Here is a 20302-nt window from a genome sequence, read left to right as displayed (position 1 = left end):
TAAAAATCTTAACAGCCTTTTTTCTTCTTCTTATTGCTGATCCATAAATGGACCTTGATAATTTGTATTTACTATATGAGAATCAGCTATTGGTGTTGAGCTTTCAACCATAGGAATGGAATCTAATCCTTCATTTTCGTCTTTCATTTCATTTCTATAGGTTGCCTTTAATATAACAGGTGTTACAAAGGATGTAAGAAGAATTAGGATTAAAATGAATGGCTGAATGGATGCTGAAATAATTCCAGCATCGATACCCTTTTGTGCACAAATTAAGCACACCTCAGCTCTACACATCATACCAACACCACATCTTAAGGAATCTTTCCATGAGTATTTACACATTTTAGCTCCAGCTCCACAGCCAATGAGCTTACCTGTAATACCTGCAAGTAAGAATAATATACCAAAGACGGGAAATTGCCATGTGGCAAATGGATTTGAGGTTTGGTCCGTAAAGCTTTGCATAGAAGTTATTCCAACCTTAGCAAAGAACACTGGTGTAAATAATAGATAGGATGTAATATCTGTTCTTCTTTCAATATATTGTGTTTCCTTGAAGTCCGATAATACTAATCCTGCAAAGAATGCACCGGTAATATCTGCGATTCCGAACCATTTTTCAGCTGCGAATGCAAAGAAGAATGCAAGTGCAATGGCAAAGATTGGAATACGTCTATGATGATCATATTTTTTTGCAAGTTTTTTAAATATGAAACGAACCAAAAATCCAAGACCAATAGCAAAAATAAAGAATAAAATGGTTTTAACGATTACCATAACAATTTCTAGGGTGACATTTGTATCGGCTTGTGCCCCAGTCATTGCCTTATCTAAGGATAAGATAATAGATAATATAATGACACCGATGATATCATCTAATATGGCTGCAGACATAATGGCTGTACCAATCTTAGAATTTAGTTTTCCAAGCTCCTTTAATGTTGCAACAGTAACGGATACTGAGGTTGCTGTTAATACAACACCATAAAATAGATTTTGAAATAATGTTTTTGTGTTCGATAAATCTGTTCCTAAAAGTAATGCAGCTAAGAAACCTAATCCCATTGGAACGATGACTCCAAGCATAGTAATGACTAAGGAGGCAACTCCGGTTTGCTTAATTTGCTTTAGATCGGTTTCCATACCGGCACTAAACATAATTAGGATTACACCTATTTCGGCTACAATTTGTATTCCAATCATCGAATTGTTTGTCATAACATATTCATGATTTGGAATGAATACAATTGATCCTAATAAAACGCCAGTTAGAAGCATTCCGATAACCTGAGGTAATCCAATCTTTCTAGAACCTATAGATAATAGCTTAGATAGAAAGATAATTACACCAAGTGGAAGTAGAACTTCAAATAAAGTAGATGCTTGAAAATCCATTTTCTTCAACTCTTTTCTATTTGCTTATTTTGATACAAATCTAATTGTATCACTAAAAATCAAAATAATTATTTTAAAACGCTTTCGAATTAAGAAATAAGAGATATCTTTATTTTTTGCTTCCTTTTTTGTAAAATATTCTTGAGGGATGGTGATGATTATGAATATGATAGAAAAGAAAATTGATGGTGAAGTAATCTATGATGGCAAAATCATTAGAGTAGAAAGAGATAGAGTACTATGCCCTAATGGTAGGAATTCTTATAGAGAGGTTGTAAGGCATAATGGAGGCGCTGCAATACTTTGTATTACAAAGGATGATAGAGTCTTGCTTGAAAGGCAGTTCCGTTACCCATATAATGAGGTAATCTATGAAATACCTGCGGGTAAGCTTGAAAAGGGGGAAGACCCATATCAAGCAGCATTAAGAGAATTTGAAGAAGAAACAGGGAATAAGGCAGAATCCTTAGAGCATTTAATAGATATTTATCCTACCTGTGGATATTCTTCAGAGGTTATTTACCTTTATTTAGCTAAGGATTATGTAAAATCAAATACTAATTTTGATGTAGATGAGGTTATTGAAACAGAATATATTCCCCTAAGCGATGTCTTAGATATGATCAATTCAGGTAAGATTAAGGATGCAAAAACCATTTGTGCATTAAGCACATATTTAATCAGGTATAAGAAATAATTTACAAAAACAGGATAGATTTTTAAAAAAATCGTATTATTAATATTTTTTCGTTAAAATAATAACGCATAAATTAAAATTTATGGTACAATGATATAGATAAGATTTTGTTTTGATTATGGAGGAGAATATGGACGTGAATACTGTATTGATATTAGCCTATGTAGATGACTATTTTAAAGCAAATAAAATTGCAGCAGAACTATCCAAGAAGAATTTTACAGTCCGAATGGAATTCCCAGACTCTTTTGATTTTGATTCCAAAATTAGAGCAAGCCTTTTGCGTGCGGATGCTGTAATTTATATTATTAGTAGTCAGGTACTTGCATCCGATAAGTATTATGAGCTACATGGTATTGTTCAAGAAAATCAAAGAATGCCAAAGCCTGAGGTTTATGTTGCATTAAATAATAGCATTGATGATTTATTTTTAGATATATATAAGCACGATGAATATTCCGATGATATTTTACTTCGTGCAGATGATTATAGAATGGAACTTGAACAAAAGAATGTTATTTGCCAATCTTCACATTTCATTGATGATATTGAAAAACTTTTAAAATCTTTAAAGGAAGAAACTATAGACGAGATGGCAATTGAGCCAGAAAAAGAGGAAGAGAATCCTCTTGAAGAGGTTTTTGAAGAACCAGTTGAGGAAGCGGTAGAAGAGACATCTGATGAAGAGGTTTTTGAAGAACCAGTTGAGGAAGCAGTAGAAGAGACACCTGCTTTAGTAGAGGCTACATCGGAAGTAAAAGAGGCAGAGCCAAAGGTAATCGATATGGATGCCTTTAATGAGGCAATTAAGGAATATGGGAAAGACAACTATTTAGATTCCTTTAAGCTATTCTTAAAGACTAAGGATTTACCTTTAGCTGAATACTATTTAGGTTATCATTATTTGAATGGTCTTGGCGTAGATAAGGATGAGGAATTAGGTGTTGAATATTATCTAAAGAGTGTGAATGATGGCTGTGATAAGGCTTATAGTGCCTTAGGTGATGCATATTATTATGGCTTTGGTGTAGCTAAGGATGACTTAATTGCAGCAAAATATTATAAGAGTGCAGCCGCAAGAGGAGATAATGATGCATTATTCCATCTTGCCAATTGCTATTATTATGGAAAAGGTGAGGTTCAAAATCATAGAAAGGCTCTAGAAATTTACCAAACACTTGCGGATGAGGATAACATCGAAGCATGCTATCATGCAGGATGTATGTATTTCTTAGGTAAAGGATGTAAGCAATCCTATAAGAATGCATATTATCTATTACAAAAGGCTGCAGCAGCGGGTCATCCAAAGGCAATGAACGATTTAGGTACACTATATCGTTATGGCTTATATATTGAGCCAAATATTAAAATTGCTATTGATTGGTTTAATAAGGCTGCAAAGGCAGGCCGTGGTGCTGCATATAAAAATATAGGTGATTTATATTATTTTGGTGTTGGCTATAAGCAGGATAAGATAAGAGCTGTTCAAAATTATAAAAAGGGTGCAAGCTTAGGCTGTGCAGATGCAATTTATATTATTGGACTTATGGAAGAGCAGGGGGATGATATTGAATTATCCTACGATAAATCCTTCCAGCACTTTAGACAGGCTGCAGAGCTTGGTCATGCTGCTGCACAATTTGAGGTTGGTAATTGCTATTACTTTGGACAAGGTACAAAGAAGAGCGATATGGATGCCTTCTATTGGTATAAGGAATCTGCAAAGGGTGGATGCCCTGAGGGTCAATATGCCCTAGCAGTTGCATACCACAATGGTAAGGGTGTTGCCCAAAATTCAAAGAATGCATTCCATTGGTATAAGGTTGCTGCAGAAAAAGGAAATATTGAGGCATTAAATGCTTTAGGTGATTGCTACATGAATGCGGATGGTACAGAGGCCAATGAAAAGCTTGGCTTTGATGCATATATGAAGGCGGCCCAGGGCAAGCATGTTGCTGCAATGTGTAATGTAGGTAAATGCTATTATTTCGGTAATGGTGTAACTAAGGATTATTCTTTGGCTGTAAAATGGTATATGCAGGCTGCTCAGAAGAATGATCCTGAAGCACAGGTACTATTAGGTAATTGCTATTACTATGGTACAGGCTTTAATCAAAACTACCTAGAAGCATTAAAGTGGTATCGTAAAGCATCAAAACAAGAAAATGGACAAGCCTACTATATGATTGGTAGATGCTATGAGAATGGTCAGGGCGTTAAAAAATCCATTCAGCTAGCAAAGGAAAACTATCAAGAGGGTGCGGATTATGGAGATTTTATGGCAGAATATGCTCTTGGTGAATATTATCTAGAGGGTGCTGAGATGGATGAAGAGAAGTCCTTTGAATATTTTGAGGATGCTCATATCCATGGATTTAAAATGGCAACATTAAAGGTTGCCGAATGCTACTACCTAGGTAGGGGTGTTGTACAGGATAAGGATTATTCCTTTGAGCTTGCAAAGAAGCTTTATGATGACGGATATGAGGAAGCTCAAGAATTCTTACAAAAATATTTCTAAAAAAATATGAGGGATTGGTGAAATCCCTCATTCTTTTATAATAGGACCCTTTTGTTCCTTTTTTAATAAATCTAAATGATATATGGAATCTAAGATTTTTGATATTTTCAATTCTATATCTAATGCATTATTTATACCCTCTTTAATATTTGTATAAATAGGGACATCCTTCTTTATATGATTTAAATATTCCTTACCCTTATTTGAATATCCTAATACTCTTAAATAATTTGGTGGTGAGATTTTGTTCATCTCATCTTTTTTTATATTGAATAGAATATACATTAGCATTCTTTTCATTCTGGTTTTTGTATATTTTTTATTGGATAAATATTCTATAAAGGAATCTAAGGAGTCATAATCCTTTATATTCTTAAGCTTATATTCTATACCCTCATCAACAAAGAAGATATTCTTTAAATCTTCTACATTTGTGGATAATATTTTATATTTTAAATAAGGAAATAGCATATTTTCATCTAAGATGTATTCCCTATCTTGGTAGATGAAGCTTGGAACATATTTTTCCATTTCATCTAAATTGGCACGAATTGCAGTTGCAGATTGTATAGAGCCACCCGTTATATCCTTATCCTTATATTTTGAATTCAATCGTTTTATCGTTTTTAAAAGTATATTATAATGGTGATCTTGAATGGCTTTATAGTAGAAGTAGCCTAAGGTGTCATTAGAATCTAGATCCATTAATTGGTTAGAGCTTTCCTTCATGGAAGTATCCTTATTCCTATTTTCTATATTATTCTTATATATAGATTCATATAAGGATATTTCATTATTTTCACTTCCGATGATGATTTCATTTACCTTTGCTAGGTTTAAAATAGCTAAAGCATTACTAGCAAAAATATCCGCTCTTTGCATAGAATAGGCTAAAGGCAATTCAATTACAATATCGATTCCTGCTTGTAATGCTTCCTTAGCCTTAATGAATTTATTATAAATAGATAAATCTCCACGCATAGTTAATGCTCCAGATAATACTAATATTTTAATATCTGGCTTTTCTTTATTTATTTCTTCTAAATGATACATATGACCATTATGCATGGGATTATATTCAGCAATAATACCTACGATTTTCATTTCCATCACCTAAGGTAATTATATTACAAGATTTTCTTTTTTTAAACTTAAAAAAATATGGTATACTTATGGTGTTTGTGAGGTATATATATGAATTGGAATTTAAAAATTATTTATGAAAATGAGAATCTATTAGAAGAGGATATAAAGAAGTTCGATTTACTTGTTAAGAATTTATCTTTATTAAAGGGTACATTAGGCACAAAGGATGGCTTTATGAAATATACAAGACTATATAGTGAGGCTATGTGCTTATTATCTAAGATTTTTGTATACGCATCTATGAAGAATGATTTAAATCAAAAGGATATGGAATCTGGAAGATTAAGATCTAGGATATATGGTAAATATAGTGAATTCTTAGAAAATGTATCCTATATTGAGCCTGAATTATTAAGTGTTGGAGAGGATGATGTACTAAAGTTTTGCCAAGATTGTCCATCCTATAAGCATTTAATGGAGGATTTATTTAGAAGAAATAAACATATATTAAAGGAAAATGAAGAAGTATTAATGGCATACTATAGTGATGCAACAAATGGCTATAGAGAATTATATAGTAAGCTTACTATTGTAGATAATACAAATGTATCTGTTACTTTAGCAGATGGAAAAAAGGTAGAAGTGAATAAATCCAATATGACCTACTATTTGTCTATTTTAGAGGATCCATCGGATAGAACTAAGGTATTTAATGCAATCTATAAATTCTATAATGACCATAAAGCAACTCTTGCTGGAATTTATGAAGGTATCGTTAAAAGTGAATATGCAAATATGAAGGCAAGAGGCTATAAGAGTATGGTTGAGGCTAAGCTCGATTCTGAAAATATTCCCGTATCGGTTTATGAATCCTTAATGAAGACTACAAGAGAAAATACTTCACCATTAAAAAGATATTATTCTATCCGAAAGAAATATTTTAAGCTAGATAAGATTAGAACCTATGATCGATTCTTACAATTTAGAAAGAGCAATATGGAATATAGCTATCCTAAGGTTAAGGAAATGGTATTAGATGCAATGAATTTCATGGGTAGTGAATATAAGAGTGTAGCAGAGTTATGTCTTTCTTCTGGAAGAGTAGATGTAGATATTAAGGATGGAAAAAGAAATGGAGCATATTCCACTTCTACATATCCTGAGGGTGCATTCATTTTATTAAATCATAATGGGGATTTATCTTCTGCATTTACTGTTGCACATGAATGTGGACATTCCATTCACTCTACCTATACGAATAGAAGCCAGGATTATATTAATTCAGAATATTCTATTTTCGTAGCTGAGGTAGCATCTACTTTTAATGAGCATATGTTCTTAGATTATTTAATGAATAAGGTAGAGGATAAGAACGAAAAAATTGTATTGCTACAGCAGGCTATCGATAATATTTGTGCAACCTATTATAGACAAACTCTATTCGCAACCTTTGAATATGAAGCACACAAGCTTATAGAGGAGGGACACTCTATTGACGATAGAGCCTTATCGGATATTATGAAATCCTTATATAAGGATTATTATGATATTAACTTAGATGAAGAAGAATATAAATCCTTAGTATGGGCTTATATTCCTCATTTCTTTAATTCACCATTTTATGTATATCAATATGCAACCTCCTTTAGTGCTTCTATGAAGCTATATGATGATATTAAAAATAAAAAGGAAGGTGCATATGATCGCTATATAAATCTTTTAAAATCAGGTGCATCGAATTACCCTGTTTTGCTATTGAAGGAGGCAGGATGTGATTTAACAAAGGAGGATGCATTTATGGCTGTTGTTAAAAGATTAGATAGCTTACTGGATGTCTTAGAGGATTTGTTAAAATAACAAACGCTTCCATAAGATTTCTTTATCATTTTAACCTTGAATGTATGTATAGTTTATGATATGATAATGTCAATAAGCTTTAAGATAGTCCAGAGAGGCTAACAAGATATAGGTTAATATTAAGGGATTACTTTATGTTGATTAATAGTTGTCTAGTCTTTTTGGGTTAGACAACTATTTTTTTGAGGTGAAATCATGAGAGGTTTACTTACATTAAAAGATTTATCAACAGATAAAATTAAAGAGCTTATCCGCTATGCAGAAAAGCTAAAGAAGGGTTTCCGTATTCAATATCCTGATAAGAAGATAGTGACTATGTTTTTTGAAAACTCAACAAGAACACATTATTCCTTCCAGGTAGCATTAATGAATTTAGGAATTTCCGTTATTGATTTCGATACGAAGGAATCTTCGATTAATAAGGGTGAAAGCCTTTATGATACAGTAAGAACATTTGAAGCACTTGGTGTAGATGGAGTTATTATTCGTCACTCTAAGGATGATTATTATAAAGACCTTGAGACAATTCGTATTCCTATATTTAATGGTGGAGATGGTAAGGCGAACCATCCAACACAGTCTTTATTAGACTTAATGACCATTCATGAGGAATTTGGAAAGTTTGAAGGTCTTAAATGCTGTATAATGGGTGATATTTCTCATTCGAGAGTTGCACACTCGAATATCGAGATCATGCAAAGGCTTGGTATGGAGGTATACATTTCAGGTCCAGAGGAATTTAATGATCATAGTGCGAAATGGATTCCTGTCGATCAAGCATGTAAGACCATGGATGTTATCATGCTTCTTAGAATTCAGTTTGAGCGTCACCAAGAAAAAATGGGTATGAGCAAGGAAGAATACCACCAAAGATATGGTATGACAGAAGAAAGAATGAAAATGATGAAGGATCATGCAATCATTATGCATCCAGCTCCAATCAATAGAGGAGTTGAGATTGCAGATAGTGTTGCAGAATGCGAAAAATCTAGAATCTATAAGCAAATGACCAATGGAGTTTATATCCGTATGGCAGTCATTTCCGATGCATTGGATGGTAATTTATGATATTAATTAAGAACGGTTTAATCATTGAAGATAACAAATTAATAAAAAAGGATATTCTCATCCATAAGGAAGAGATTCTAGATATATCCGATGAAATAGATATGGATTGTGAGGTCATCGATTGTACAGGCCTTCTCGTTATGCCTGGTGCGATTGATGTGCATGTTCATTTTAGAGAGCCTGGCTTTACAGATAAGGAAACCATCAAAACGGGTTGTTTATCTGCAGCTAAGGGTGGAGTTACAACGGTAATGCCAATGCCCAATTTAAACCCTTGTCCAGATTGCTACCAAAATTTGAAGCTTGAGCTTGATTTAATCTCCCGTGATGCCTGTGTACACTGTTATCCCTATGGTGCTGTATCTAGAGGAGAAAACCAGCTTGAGGCCTCTAAGGTTGAAGAAATACATGATTTGGTTTATGCCATTTCGGATGATGGTAAGGGAGTAAATAATGCATCCTTATTAGAGGATGTTATGCGCATGGCTAAGAAATATGATTTAGTGATTGCATCTCACGCTGAAGATAGTGTAGATGGCTATTTACCAAAAGGTGAATATGTAGCGGTAAGGAGAGAAATTGAGCTTGCAAAGAAAATAGGCTGTAGATATCATTTCTGTCATATGTCTACAAAAGAATCCTTTGAGGCAATAAGAAAGGCAAGAAGTGAAGGGTATACAAATATTACCTGTGAGGTTACACCACATCATTTAGTTTTAAATGAGGAAATGATTCAGGATGGTAATTATAAGATGAATCCTCCACTAAGAAGTGAAGAGAATCGTCTAGCTACCATCGAAGCACTCATCGATGGTACAGCACAAATGATTGCCTGTGACCATGCACCTCATACAGAAGAGGAAAAGAAAAGAGAATATAATAAATGTCCAAATGGTATTATAGGCCTTGAAACTATGATACCGATCATATATACAGAATTTGTAAAAAATGGTAAAATATCCCTAAATCGATTCTTAGACCTTATGGTCTATAATCCAATTTCGGTATTCCATTTACCAAAAAGGGATTTAAAGAAGGGATATGTTGCAGATCTTGCTATCTTAGATATTGAAAATCCTCATACCTATACAAAGGATGAAATATTATCTAAGGGCAAAAATAGTCCATTTATCGGAAAAACATATTATGGTTTTCCTAAATATACATTTGTAAATGGTAAATTAGTTTATAAGCGCTAAGGAGAAATTATTATGAACAATAGAAAGCTAGTTTTAGAAAACGGAATGGTTTTTGAGGGCGAGGGCTTTGGTTCTTTTAAGGAGAAGCTTGCAGAAATCGTATTTAATACATCTGTCATTGGCTACCAAGAAATATTATCTGACCCATCCTACTGTGGACAGATTGTATGTATGACCTACCCTCTCATTGGTAATTATGGTTTAGCAGACGATGATTACGAATCTAAAAATATATATATGTCCGGATTTGTCGTACATGAATATAACGACCTACCTTCAAATTTCCGTTTCACAAGAACCCTAGGAGAAGTAATGGAAGAGGCAGGAGCTTGTGGTATTAGTGGTGTAGATACAAGAGAAATCGTTAGATTGATTCGTGATAATGGCTCTATGAAGGCTTTAATTTGTGATATTGATAAGCCATACGAGGAATGTATGGAAATGATTAAAAATTATGAATATCCAAAGAATCAGGTACAAACCGTTTCAACAAAGAAGGTTTGGTATTCTAGAACTCCAAACCCAAAGAATACTGTTGTTTGTGTCGATTGTGGAGTAAAGCTAAATATTATTCGTAAGCTTAATCAGGCTGGATGTAATGTTGTTGTCGTTCCATATAATACAACGAAGGAAGAAATATTAAGATATAAGCCAGATGGATTATTCCTATCGAATGGTCCTGGAGATCCAGAAAATGTAACTCCAGTTATTCATCTTATAAAAGAGATGAAGGGTGTAGTACCTATTTTAGGTATTTGCCTTGGACATCAAATGATTGGTCTTGCCTATGGCGCAAAGACCTATAAAATGAAATTCGGTCATAGAGGTGGAAACCACCCGGTTAAGAATTTAGATACCGATAAGGTTGAGATAACCTCTCAAAACCATTCCTTTGCTATCGATATAAAATCCTTAGAAGGAACAGGCTTAAGATTAACTCACATTAATTTATTAGATAATGAAGCAGAGGGTATGATGGATGATAAGAATGGCGTAATCGCTGTACAGTATCACCCAGAATCTGCTGCAGGTCCTGAGGATAGTGAATATATCTTCAATCGCTTCATGGATCTTATGAAAAAGGGAGGGGATTTCAATGCCAAGAAGAACAGATATTAAAAAGGTAATGGTTATTGGTTCAGGCCCAATCGTCATTGGTCAGGGTGCTGAATTCGATTATGCAGGAACACAGGCCTGTCTTGCATTAAAGGAAGAGGGCTATGAGGTAGTACTTGTAAATTCAAATCCTGCAACCATTATGACAGATACAAAAATCGCAGATAAGGTTTATATGGAACCTCTTGATTTGGAAAATGTAGCAAAAATTATCCGTTATGAGCGTCCGGATGGATTGATTTGCTCTATCGGTGGACAAACCGGCTTAAACTTAGGTATGCAGCTTGCAAGAAAGGGTATTTTAGATGAATGTCAGGTAGAATTACTTGGTACCTCTGCAAGTGCTATTGAAAAGGCTGAGGATAGAGAATTATTTAAAGAGCTATGTGAAGAAATTGGAGAACCAATTTTGGAATCCATTACAGCAACAAATCTAGATGAGGTAGTTTCTGCAGCAAATAAGATTGGCTACCCAATCATTTTAAGGCCAGCCTTCACCCTAGGTGGTACTGGTGGTGGATTTGCGGATAATGAAGAGGAATTAATTCCTCTTGCAAAGAATGCACTAAAATTATCTCCTGTATCTCAGGTTTTAGTTGAAAAGTCCATTAAGGGCTTTAAGGAAATTGAGTATGAGGTATTAAGAGATAAGAACGATACCGCAATTGTTGTATGTAATATGGAAAATGTAGACCCTGTTGGTATTCATACAGGAGATTCTATCGTTGTTGCTCCATCACAAACCTTAACAAATAAGGAATATCAAATGCTTAGAAACTCTTCCTTAAAGATTATTCGTGCACTTGGTATTGAGGGTGGATGTAATGTACAGTTCTCTTTAGATCCATATTCCTTCCAATATTATGTAATTGAGGTAAACCCTAGAGTTTCCCGTTCCTCTGCACTTGCATCTAAGGCGTCTGGTTATCCTATTGCTAGAGTTTCTGCAAAGATTGCCTGCGGCTTAAGATTAGATGAAATTCGCATTGCCAATACCTTGGCATCCTTTGAGCCTACACTAGATTATGTAGTTACAAAGATTCCAAGATTCCCATTCGATAAATTTGCATCTGCCAACAGAAGCCTATCTACTCAGATGAAGGCTACAGGCGAGGTAATGAGTATCGGTAGAAATATCGAAGAATCCTTACTAAAGGCAATTCGTTCTTTGGAAAACAAGGTAGACCATATTGAGCTTCAATCCTTAAAGCAATTATCCTTAGATTCTATTTTAGATTTAATTAAATTACATACAGATGAAAGAATATACGCTATTGGAGAAGCATTCCGTAAGGGTGCAACCATTGATGATATTTATTTCATTACACAGATTGATAGATATTTCCTAGAAAAATATTATCATATCGTAGAATTAGAGGATTCTATTAAGGCTAAGCCATTTGATTTAGATACTATGAAAATGGCAAAGAAATACGGCTTTAGTGATTCTTATTTAGCAAGAGCTTGGAATTCTACATACCAAGAGGTATATAAATATAGAAAAGAGAATAACATTTATCCCGTTTATAAGATGATTGATACATGTGCATCTGAATTTAAAAGCTATATTCCATATTTCTATTCTACATATGAGCATGAAAATGAATCAATCAGAAGCAATAAGAAGAAAATTGTTGTATTAGGCTCTGGTCCAATTCGTATTGGTCAGGGTGTAGAATTTGACTACACTACCGTTCATGCGATTTGGGGTATTCAAGAGGCTGGATATGAAGCTATTATTATCAATAATAACCCAGAAACAGTATCTACAGATTATACGGTTTCCGATAAATTATATTTTGAACCATTAACATTTGAGGATGTTATGAATATTATTGATTTTGAAAAGCCTGAGGGAGTTATTGTTGCCCTAGGTGGTCAAACAGCTATCAATTTAGCAGATAAGCTTGATCAGGCAGGCGTTAAAATCTTTGGTTCAAGTGCTAAGGCAATTGATACGGCTGAGGATAGAGATTTATTTGAAATTGCAATGCAGGAAATCGATATTCCAATGCCAAAGGGCTATGGAGTATTCTCTGTTGATGAGGCTATAAAGGCTGCAAATGAAATTGGTTATCCCGTTTTAGTTCGTCCATCCTTCGTATTAGGTGGAAGAATGATGCATATTGTATATGATGAAAGTGTATTAAGAAGTAAGGTAGCTGAGGCTGTTGCGTTCGATAATGAGCATCCTATCTTAGTTGATAAGTATGTTTCTGGTCAGGAATGCGAAGTAGATGCAGTATGCGATGGAGAGGATGTATTCATCCCAGGTATTATGGAGCATATTGAGCGTACAGGTGTACACTCTGGTGATTCCATGAGTGTTTATCCTCCATATTCCTTAAATGAAGAGGTAAAGAAAACGATTATTGATTATACCTGCCGTATTGGTAGAAAGCTAAATATGGTTGGTTTATATAACATTCAGTTTATTGTAGATAAGAATAATCATGTCTCTATTATTGAGGTTAACCCAAGATCAAGTAGAACGGTACCATTCCTAGCAAAGTCTACCGGTGTACCTATTGCAAATATTGCAACAAAGGTAATGCTTGGCGCTAAGCTTAAGGACTTAGGCTATGTTGGACTTGCAGAAAAGAGAAAGAGATGGTATGTAAAAACTCCAACATTCTCCTTCACAAAGCTTGCAGGGCTCGATGTTGTATTATCTCCTGAGATGAAATCTACAGGTGAGGCTATCGGTTATGATTATTCCTTAAATCGTGCACTTTATAAATCCCTTAAGGCATCTGGTACAAGAGTTGCAAACTATGGTACAATTTTAGCTACTGTATCGGATCAGGATAAGGAAGCAGCATTACCACTAATTAAGAGATTCTACAATTTAGGATTTAATATTGAAGCAACCTCAGGTACTGCAAGATTCTTAAAGCAGCATGATATTAAAACAAGAGTAAGAAAGAAGCTATCTCAGGGTTCTGAAGAAATCTTAGATTCTATTAAGAAGGGCTATGTAACCTATGTCATCAATACAGCAACAGAGGGTGTAAATACAAATGAGGATGGTAAGATCATTCGTAGAGCTGCCATCGATAATAATGTAGCTGTATTCACATGCTTAGATACAGTAAGAGTATTACTTGATGTATTAGAAGAAATAACTATGGGAGTTTCTGTAATCGATAAGGAGGATTAATCCTATGAAAAATGTAATTCTTAAAATTGCTGGAAATGTCAAGGTAGGTAAGGATTTATACCTAATGCGACTTGAAGGCGATACGAAGGAAATAAAAAATCCTGGAGAATTTATTAATATATTACTTCCAGGACATTACCTAAGAAGACCTATTTCCGTTTGTGATTTTGATACAGATCATGTAGATATCCTATTTAAGGTTTTAGGTCATGGTACAAAGGAAATGGCAGAGTATAGTGTTGGTAAAACTCTAGATTGCTTAATTGGACTAGGTAATGGCTTTACACTATATGAAGATAAAAAGCCATTACTTATTGGTGGTGGAATTGGAATTGCCCCACTCATTGGACTTGCAAAAAAATTCAATGAAATGGGAATTAAGCCACAGCTTGTATATGGTGCAAGAAGTAAAGAGGATTTCGTTATGCTTGATGTCTTAAATGAATTATGTGATGTTACTTTAGCAACAGATGATGGTTCCTTAGGATATCATGGCAATGTTTGTGATTGCATCAAGGAAAATAAAATTGAATTTGATTATTATTATTCCTGTGGACCATATAAAATGCTTGAGGCTGTAGCGAAAAGCTTTCCATCAGGCGTAGTATCTATGGAAGCAAGAATGGGCTGTGGATTTGGTGCTTGTATGGGTTGTTCTATAAAGACAACAAATGGACCAAAAAGAGTATGTAAGGAAGGCCCTGTTTTCGTTGGTAAGGAGGTTGAATTTTAATGAACCTTAAGATCAATTTTTTAGGTAAGGAATTCAAAAATCCTATTGTTCCAGCATCGGGCTGCTTCGGATTTGGTTATGAATTTGCTGATTTATATGACATTAATATATTAGGATCTATATCCTGTAAGGGTACTACATTAAATCCAAGATATGGTAATCCATTACCAAGAATTGCAGAATGTCCCTCTGGTTTAATTAATTCCATTGGGCTTCAAAACCCTGGTGTAGATAAGGTAATTCATGAAGAATTCGTAAAATTATCTAAGGTATATAACGATAAGGTTATTGCGAATGTAGGTGGGCACTCTATCTTGGAATATACAGAAACCGTAAAGAAATTAAATAATTGTGATCAAGTTTTCGCAATTGAATTAAATATTTCCTGCCCTAATGTTTCTGGTGGAGGTATGGCCTTTGGTGTTGACCCTGATACTGCATATAATTTAGTAATGGAGGTAAGAAAGGTATGTAAAAAGCCTTTGATTGTAAAATTATCTCCAAATGTTACAAGCATCATCGATATGGCAAAGGCAGTTGAGGCTGCAGGTGCGGATGCAATCAGTTTAATTAATACTATGGTAGGTATGCGAATTAACCTTAAGACAGGACAACCTATCATTTCTGTAAAGAAGGGTGGATATTCAGGACCTGGTATTTTCCCTGTTGCCGTAAGAATGGTATATGAGGTATCTCATGCAGTAACAATTCCAGTTATTGGAATGGGTGGCGTTACAAATGCATACGATGTACTTGAAATGATGTATGCTGGTGCAAGCTTAGTCATGGTTGGCGCACAAAATTTAGTCGACCCTTATGCATGCAAAAAAATTATTGAAGAGCTTCCTTTAGTAATGGAAGAATATGGAATTGAAAGTTTAGAAGAGATTATTGGAAAGGCAAAATAATATGAGAGACGTAATTATAGCTTGTGATTTTAAAAATCAAGAAGATTTATTTAAATTTTTAGAGCCATTCAAGGGTGAAAATCCTTATTTAAAAATTGGAATGGAATTATTTTATAAGGAAGGACCTGAGCTTGTAAAGAAGCTACATAGAATGGGCTTTAAGATTTTCTTGGATTTAAAGCTTCATGATATTCCAAATACAGTAGAAAAGGCCATGAGAAACCTTGGTGAGCTTGGCGTTGAAATCACAAATGTTCATGCAGAAGGTGGAATTAAAATGATGGAGGCTGCAAGAAGAGGTCTTGATGCAACAGAAGCAGGTAAAAAGACACAGTTAATTGCAGTAACTATGCTAACATCCATTAGCCAAGAGGTACTTGAAAATGAATTATTAATTAAAGAAAAATTAGAGGATGTTGTTAAGACTTATGCGAAAAACGCTAAGGCTGCAGGCTTACAGGGTGTAGTATGTAGTGCACTTGAGGCTCCAATCATTAAGGAATTAGGCTTAATTAGTGTCACTCCAGGTATTCGCTTTGCTGATGATTCCGTCAACGATCAAAAGAGAGTTGCAACACCAGCCTATGCAAAGGAGCTTGGTTCAACATATATTGTTGTAGGAAGAAGTATAACTGCTCAAGAGGATCCTCTTAGTGCATATAAAAGATGTGTAAAGGAGTTTTGTTAAAATGGACGAGAAAAAGCTAGCAGAAGAGGTTGCAAAAAATTTATTAAAGATTAAGGCAGTATTTTTAAAGCCAAATGACCCTTTCACTTGGGCATCTGGAATTAAATCTCCAATCTACTGTGATAATCGATTATCCTTATCTTACCCAGAGGTAAGAAGAGTTGTAGAAAATGGTCTTGCTGAGGTAATTCAGCATTATTACCCAGATGTTGAGGTAATTGAGGGTACATCCACTGCAGGTATTGCACATGCTGCAATCGTATCTGAAATTTTAGGCTTACCTATGGGCTATGTAAGAGGTGGAGCTAAGGACCATGGTAGAGGAAACCAAATTGAAGGTATCGTACCTGCGGGGAAAAAGGTTGTTGTCGTTGAAGATTTAATTTCTACTGCAGGATCTTCCCTAGAGGTTGTTGAAGTATTGAAAGAAGCCGGTGCTAATGTATTAGGTATTGTTTCTATCTTTACTTATGGATTGCAAAAGGGTATAGATAGATTAAATGCTGCAAATTGTGAAAATCATTCCTTATCTAATTTTGAAACCCTAGTTGAGGTTGCTGCTAAGGAGAATTATATTTCTGAAGCAGATATTAAAAAGGTATTAAAATTCCAAAAGAATCCATCTGATGCATCTTGGATGGAGGAATAATAATTTAGTATGCAGGACACAAGTCCTGCATTTTGTCTTTTTCATACTATAAATTTTATGGAATATGTAGTATAATTTACATGACCGAAAATTGGGTGATACTATGCTTGAAACAAATCGATTAATGATAAGAAAGATGACAAAGGAGGATACGCCCTTTGTACTTTCTATATTAAACACAGATTATGCAAATAAATATAATGCTACAGAAAATGTGAATGAGGCTACTCTATGGAAAATGATTGAACAAACCATTTCCTATGTCATTATATTAAAAAATATAAAGGAACCTATAGGTATCATTGGTGTTGAAAGAGATTATCTAAGATATAATATGAAATCTGTTTCTATGACCTATTTTATCCATAAGGATTATAGTGGATATGGATATATGACGGAAGCATTAAAGGAAGTTATATATGATATATTTACAAGATTAGATAGAAAAATCATTTCACTTAGAATATCGAAGGAAAATGAAAAAAGTATTAATCTTGCAAAAAGGCTATCCTTCCATTATGATGGAATGATTCGGATGGGTACAAGAAAAGAAGATGGTACCATTTATGATGATTTATTATATTCTCTTACAAAACGCGATTTTGAAGAGAATATAGAAATCTAAGATTGAATGTTTCATTTAAATATTATATAATTTCAAAATTGAAAGCTATGGTGATACTATGTTTGATTTAGAAAACATAAAAGATCCATCCTTTTTAAAAGCCCTAAGTGTGAAAGAGCTTAAGATATTAGCACAAGAGATTAGAGACTTTTTAATTGAAAATATCTCTAAAACTGGAGGACATTTATCCTCAAACTTAGGTGTTGTAGAATTGACAATTGCCCTATACTATGTCTTTGATCCTAAGGAAGTAGATATTTTATTTGATGTAGGACATCAATGCTACACACATAAAATTCTTACCGGTAGAGCAAAGGAATTTAAGAATTTAAGGCAATTTGGTGGATTAAGCGGGTATATAAACCGTGAAGAATCTGAATATGATATATGGGAATCTGGTCATTCCTCAACATCTATTTCTGCGATGAGTGGAATTATGCTTGCATCAGATAAAAGATGCGTTAGTGTAATTGGTGATTCATCCATTATGAATGGTGTTGCAATGGAGGGCTTAAATTTCTTAGGCCAAATTAAGGGTAAAAACCCAATCATCATTTTAAATGATAATAAAATGGGTATTACGAAATCTGTAGGAGCTCTAACGCGTGCTCTAACAAGGCTTAGAGGATCTAAAATTCACGTTGGTCTTAAGAGGATTTCGACTAAAATATTCCCAAATTGGCTCCATGTATTTTGCCATAAAATAAAAAGATCCATCAAAGCATTTATCCAAAAGGATAATATATTTGAGGATTTAGGCTTTGATTATTATGGACCATATGATGGTAATGATTTAGTACCATTAATTAAAGCGTTAAAAAGAATAAAAATTAGAAAAGAACCTATTTTATTACATGTATTAACGAAAAAGGGTAAAGGATATTCCCCTAGTGAGGCAGATACTACAGGTAACTTCCATGGAGTTGAGCCTTTTGATATTAAAACAGGAGAACCAATTTTTATAGATAATACACAGATTAGCTATTCTAAGATTGTTGCCGACTATTTAGTTGAAAAACGAAAAATAAAGGAATTTAAGGTGATTACACCAGCAACAAAGGCTGGTGCAAAGCTTGAATTATTCCAAAAGAATTATCCAAATGATTTTTATGATGTAGGTATCGCAGAGGAGCATGCTGCAGTCATGGGCGCAGGTATGGCTATTGCAAATAAGGATGTTGTCGTACTTATGTATTCTACCTTTGCTCAAAGAGCTTATGATGAAATCCTAAATGATATCGCAAGACAGGATTTAAAGGTTATCTTTGGAATTGACCGTGCCGGTATTGTTGGTGAGGATGGTATTACACATCAGGGAATTTATGATGTATCTATGTTCTTAGCTATGCCAAATATTATTGTGACAATGCCTATGGATGATATGGAGGCTATTGGTTTATTCAATTATGCCTTTAATCAAAAGCATCCATTTGTTATACGTTATCCAAGATGTAAAGAACTAAAAAGAGATTTAAATTATTCCTATTTATGTGATTTATCCTGGCCAACTCTAAGAGTTGGAAGAAAAGGTATTATTATTTCCTATGGCCCTGATGTTTTAAGGTTAAAAAGAATTGTTGATGAAAACAATTTTGATTTAACTGTAATCAATGCAAGATCCTTAAAGCCTATGGATATTGATGCTTTAGAGGATGCTTTAGCATCAAACTTACCAATTTTAGTTTTTGAACAAAATATATCATCCGGTACTCTTTATTCTAAAATATTAGAATATAAAGAAGAACATGGATATACCAATCATGTATTCTTCCATGGCTTTAAGCCTGGGGTTGAAATTACCTTTGGTAGCTTAGATGAGGTATATAAAAACTATAGATGGGATGATAAATCCTTTATAGATGTAATTAAGGAGAAGCTATTATGATAAGACTTGCTTTAATGGATGATTTTGATTCTATAATTACATGCTTAAATGATGCAAAGGAATTCTTAAAAAGCCAAGGCTCATCCCAATGGAATGGACCTAAGGGAAGCCCTAGTGAGGAAACATTTAAAAATGATATTTTAAAAAGGCAATGCTATGTTTGCATAAGAAATGGCATCGTTTGTGGTGTTGCTACATTTATGGGCCATGAAAAGGAATACGATAAACCTCTTGGGGAATGGCTTACAAAGGAAATGAATTACACAACGATTCATAGAATCGCTGTAAAAAAGGAATATAGAAGCCAAGGTGTTGCAACAGAGCTTATGCATTTTGCAGAGGAATTCACTAAAAATACAGGAAGAAAATCGATAAGAATTGATACACATCCTGAGAATTTAATTATGCAAACTATGCTTAAAACCTTAGGATATTCCTACTGTGGATATGTTATATATTCCTATATTTATCCAGAACCTAAGAGATTAATATATGAAAAAATGATTTAGGAATTTTGGCAATAATTTGCCAATTTTCTTTTTTTCTTCCCTTAGTATTTCCATTATTTGATATTCAGGTTATAATTAAATAAATGTAACGAGGAGTGAATAAAATGTCAGTAACTCTAAATCAAGGCTTGAAGCCATACCAAGAATCTATTACTCAAGAAATAGACTCATTAAAAACTATAGTAAACCTATGTCCATCTGCC

The 20302-nt window shown here is 34.0% G+C and carries 16 protein-coding genes; 14 read left to right on the top strand and 2 right to left on the bottom strand.

Annotation, left to right across the window (positions count from 1 at the left end):
- Positions 1 to 30: 30 nt before the first annotated feature.
- Positions 31 to 1398, bottom strand: a complete 1368-nt coding sequence (locus SPJ17_RS07985; RefSeq protein WP_321094533.1) for a cation:proton antiporter — start codon at positions 1396 to 1398, stop codon at positions 31 to 33.
- Positions 1399 to 1558: 160 nt separating this feature from the next.
- On the opposite strand from SPJ17_RS07985, the gene SPJ17_RS07980 reads away from it, so the two are divergent.
- Both SPJ17_RS07980 and SPJ17_RS07975 read left to right on the top strand, forming a co-directional pair.
- Positions 1559 to 2095, top strand: a complete 537-nt coding sequence (locus SPJ17_RS07980) for an NUDIX hydrolase (RefSeq protein ID WP_321094531.1) — start codon at positions 1559 to 1561, stop codon at positions 2093 to 2095.
- Positions 2096 to 2225: 130 nt separating this feature from the next.
- On the top strand, positions 2226 to 4616 hold the full coding sequence (locus tag SPJ17_RS07975) for a tetratricopeptide repeat protein (RefSeq protein ID WP_321094529.1): 2391 nt from the start codon (positions 2226 to 2228) through the stop codon (positions 4614 to 4616).
- 27 nt (positions 4617 to 4643) lie between these two features.
- Here the strand turns inward: SPJ17_RS07975 and SPJ17_RS07970 are convergent, their stop codons facing one another.
- On the bottom strand, positions 4644 to 5720 hold the full coding sequence (locus SPJ17_RS07970) for a nucleotidyltransferase family protein (RefSeq protein ID WP_321094527.1): 1077 nt from the start codon (positions 5718 to 5720) through the stop codon (positions 4644 to 4646).
- Positions 5721 to 5810: 90 nt separating this feature from the next.
- Here SPJ17_RS07970 and pepF point away from each other — a divergent pair, with 90 nt between their 5' ends.
- The 12 genes from pepF (at position 5811) to SPJ17_RS07910 (ending at position 20099) form a co-directional block, all read left to right on the top strand.
- Positions 5811 to 7559, top strand: a complete 1749-nt coding sequence (gene pepF, locus SPJ17_RS07965; protein WP_321094525.1) for an oligoendopeptidase F — start codon at positions 5811 to 5813, stop codon at positions 7557 to 7559.
- A 195-nt stretch (positions 7560 to 7754) separates the two neighbouring features.
- A complete protein-coding gene (locus SPJ17_RS07960; RefSeq protein WP_321094523.1) occupies positions 7755 to 8627 on the top strand; it encodes an aspartate carbamoyltransferase catalytic subunit in 873 nt (290 codons plus the stop codon).
- Entirely contained in the window at positions 8624 to 9826 is a 1203-nt protein-coding gene (locus SPJ17_RS07955) for a dihydroorotase (protein WP_321094521.1), read from the top strand. The genes SPJ17_RS07960 and SPJ17_RS07955 overlap by 4 nt, the downstream gene beginning before the upstream one ends.
- Positions 9827 to 9838: 12 nt before the next feature.
- On the top strand, positions 9839 to 10945 hold the full coding sequence (carA, locus tag SPJ17_RS07950; RefSeq protein ID WP_321094519.1) for a glutamine-hydrolyzing carbamoyl-phosphate synthase small subunit: 1107 nt from the start codon (positions 9839 to 9841) through the stop codon (positions 10943 to 10945).
- Positions 10923 to 14102, top strand: coding sequence for a carbamoyl-phosphate synthase large subunit (carB, locus tag SPJ17_RS07945; protein WP_321094517.1), 3180 nt, complete (start codon positions 10923 to 10925; stop codon positions 14100 to 14102). The genes carA and carB overlap by 23 nt, the downstream gene beginning before the upstream one ends.
- A 4-nt stretch (positions 14103 to 14106) precedes the next feature.
- Positions 14107 to 14835, top strand: coding sequence for a dihydroorotate dehydrogenase electron transfer subunit (locus SPJ17_RS07940; RefSeq protein ID WP_321094515.1), 729 nt, complete (start codon positions 14107 to 14109; stop codon positions 14833 to 14835).
- A complete protein-coding gene (locus SPJ17_RS07935; RefSeq protein ID WP_321094513.1) occupies positions 14835 to 15743 on the top strand; it encodes a dihydroorotate dehydrogenase in 909 nt (302 codons plus the stop codon). The genes SPJ17_RS07940 and SPJ17_RS07935 overlap by 1 nt, the downstream gene beginning before the upstream one ends.
- 1 nt (position 15744) lies before the next feature.
- Entirely contained in the window at positions 15745 to 16431 is a 687-nt protein-coding gene (pyrF, locus tag SPJ17_RS07930; RefSeq protein ID WP_321094511.1) for an orotidine-5'-phosphate decarboxylase, read from the top strand.
- A gap of 1 nt (position 16432) precedes the next feature.
- Complete coding sequence (pyrE, locus tag SPJ17_RS07925) at positions 16433 to 17080, top strand: orotate phosphoribosyltransferase (RefSeq protein ID WP_321094509.1); 648 nt, start codon at positions 16433 to 16435, stop codon at positions 17078 to 17080.
- A 103-nt stretch (positions 17081 to 17183) separates the two neighbouring features.
- Positions 17184 to 17705 carry a GNAT family protein gene (locus tag SPJ17_RS07920; protein ID WP_321094507.1) on the top strand — a complete coding sequence of 174 codons (522 nt, stop codon included), beginning with the start codon at positions 17184 to 17186 and terminating at the stop codon, positions 17703 to 17705.
- Positions 17706 to 17763: 58 nt separating this feature from the next.
- The gene (gene dxs, locus SPJ17_RS07915; protein WP_321094505.1) at positions 17764 to 19590 is read left to right on the top strand and encodes a 1-deoxy-D-xylulose-5-phosphate synthase; all 1827 of its coding nucleotides are present in this window, start codon (positions 17764 to 17766) and stop codon (positions 19588 to 19590) included.
- Positions 19587 to 20099 (top strand): GNAT family N-acetyltransferase, encoded by a 513-nt coding sequence (locus SPJ17_RS07910; RefSeq protein WP_321094504.1) that lies wholly within the window; start codon positions 19587 to 19589, stop codon positions 20097 to 20099. The genes dxs and SPJ17_RS07910 overlap by 4 nt, the downstream gene beginning before the upstream one ends.
- Positions 20100 to 20302: the final 203 nt, after the last annotated feature.

Source organism: Anaeroplasma sp. (assembly GCF_034179385.1).
Classification (GTDB): Bacteria; Bacillota_I; Bacilli_A; order Acholeplasmatales; family Anaeroplasmataceae; genus Anaeroplasma.
The sequence above is the reverse complement of the archived record's forward strand: the minus strand, read 5'-3'. Positions and strand labels throughout refer to the sequence as shown.

What these genes read in the sequence shown, in the direction of transcription:
- dxs (WP_321094505.1), top strand. Translation starts at nt 17,764, where the DNA reads ATGTTTGATTTAGAAAACATAAAAGATCCATCCTTTTTAAAAGCCCTA.
- SPJ17_RS07920 (WP_321094507.1), top strand. Translation starts at nt 17,184, where the DNA reads ATGCTTGAAACAAATCGATTAATGATAAGAAAGATGACAAAGGAGGAT.
- SPJ17_RS07970 (WP_321094527.1), bottom strand. Translation starts at nt 5,720, where the DNA reads ATGAAAATCGTAGGTATTATTGCTGAATATAATCCCATGCATAATGGT.
- carB (WP_321094517.1), top strand. Translation starts at nt 10,923, where the DNA reads ATGCCAAGAAGAACAGATATTAAAAAGGTAATGGTTATTGGTTCAGGC.
- pyrF (WP_321094511.1), top strand. Translation starts at nt 15,745, where the DNA reads ATGAGAGACGTAATTATAGCTTGTGATTTTAAAAATCAAGAAGATTTA.
- SPJ17_RS07960 (WP_321094523.1), top strand. Translation starts at nt 7,755, where the DNA reads ATGAGAGGTTTACTTACATTAAAAGATTTATCAACAGATAAAATTAAA.
- SPJ17_RS07980 (WP_321094531.1), top strand. Translation starts at nt 1,559, where the DNA reads ATGAATATGATAGAAAAGAAAATTGATGGTGAAGTAATCTATGATGGC.
- carA (WP_321094519.1), top strand. Translation starts at nt 9,839, where the DNA reads ATGAACAATAGAAAGCTAGTTTTAGAAAACGGAATGGTTTTTGAGGGC.
- SPJ17_RS07955 (WP_321094521.1), top strand. Translation starts at nt 8,624, where the DNA reads ATGATATTAATTAAGAACGGTTTAATCATTGAAGATAACAAATTAATA.
- pepF (WP_321094525.1), top strand. Translation starts at nt 5,811, where the DNA reads ATGAATTGGAATTTAAAAATTATTTATGAAAATGAGAATCTATTAGAA.
- pyrE (WP_321094509.1), top strand. Translation starts at nt 16,433, where the DNA reads ATGGACGAGAAAAAGCTAGCAGAAGAGGTTGCAAAAAATTTATTAAAG.
- SPJ17_RS07935 (WP_321094513.1), top strand. Translation starts at nt 14,835, where the DNA reads ATGAACCTTAAGATCAATTTTTTAGGTAAGGAATTCAAAAATCCTATT.
- SPJ17_RS07940 (WP_321094515.1), top strand. Translation starts at nt 14,107, where the DNA reads ATGAAAAATGTAATTCTTAAAATTGCTGGAAATGTCAAGGTAGGTAAG.
- SPJ17_RS07975 (WP_321094529.1), top strand. Translation starts at nt 2,226, where the DNA reads ATGGACGTGAATACTGTATTGATATTAGCCTATGTAGATGACTATTTT.
- SPJ17_RS07910 (WP_321094504.1), top strand. Translation starts at nt 19,587, where the DNA reads ATGATAAGACTTGCTTTAATGGATGATTTTGATTCTATAATTACATGC.
- SPJ17_RS07985 (WP_321094533.1), bottom strand. Translation starts at nt 1,398, where the DNA reads ATGGATTTTCAAGCATCTACTTTATTTGAAGTTCTACTTCCACTTGGT.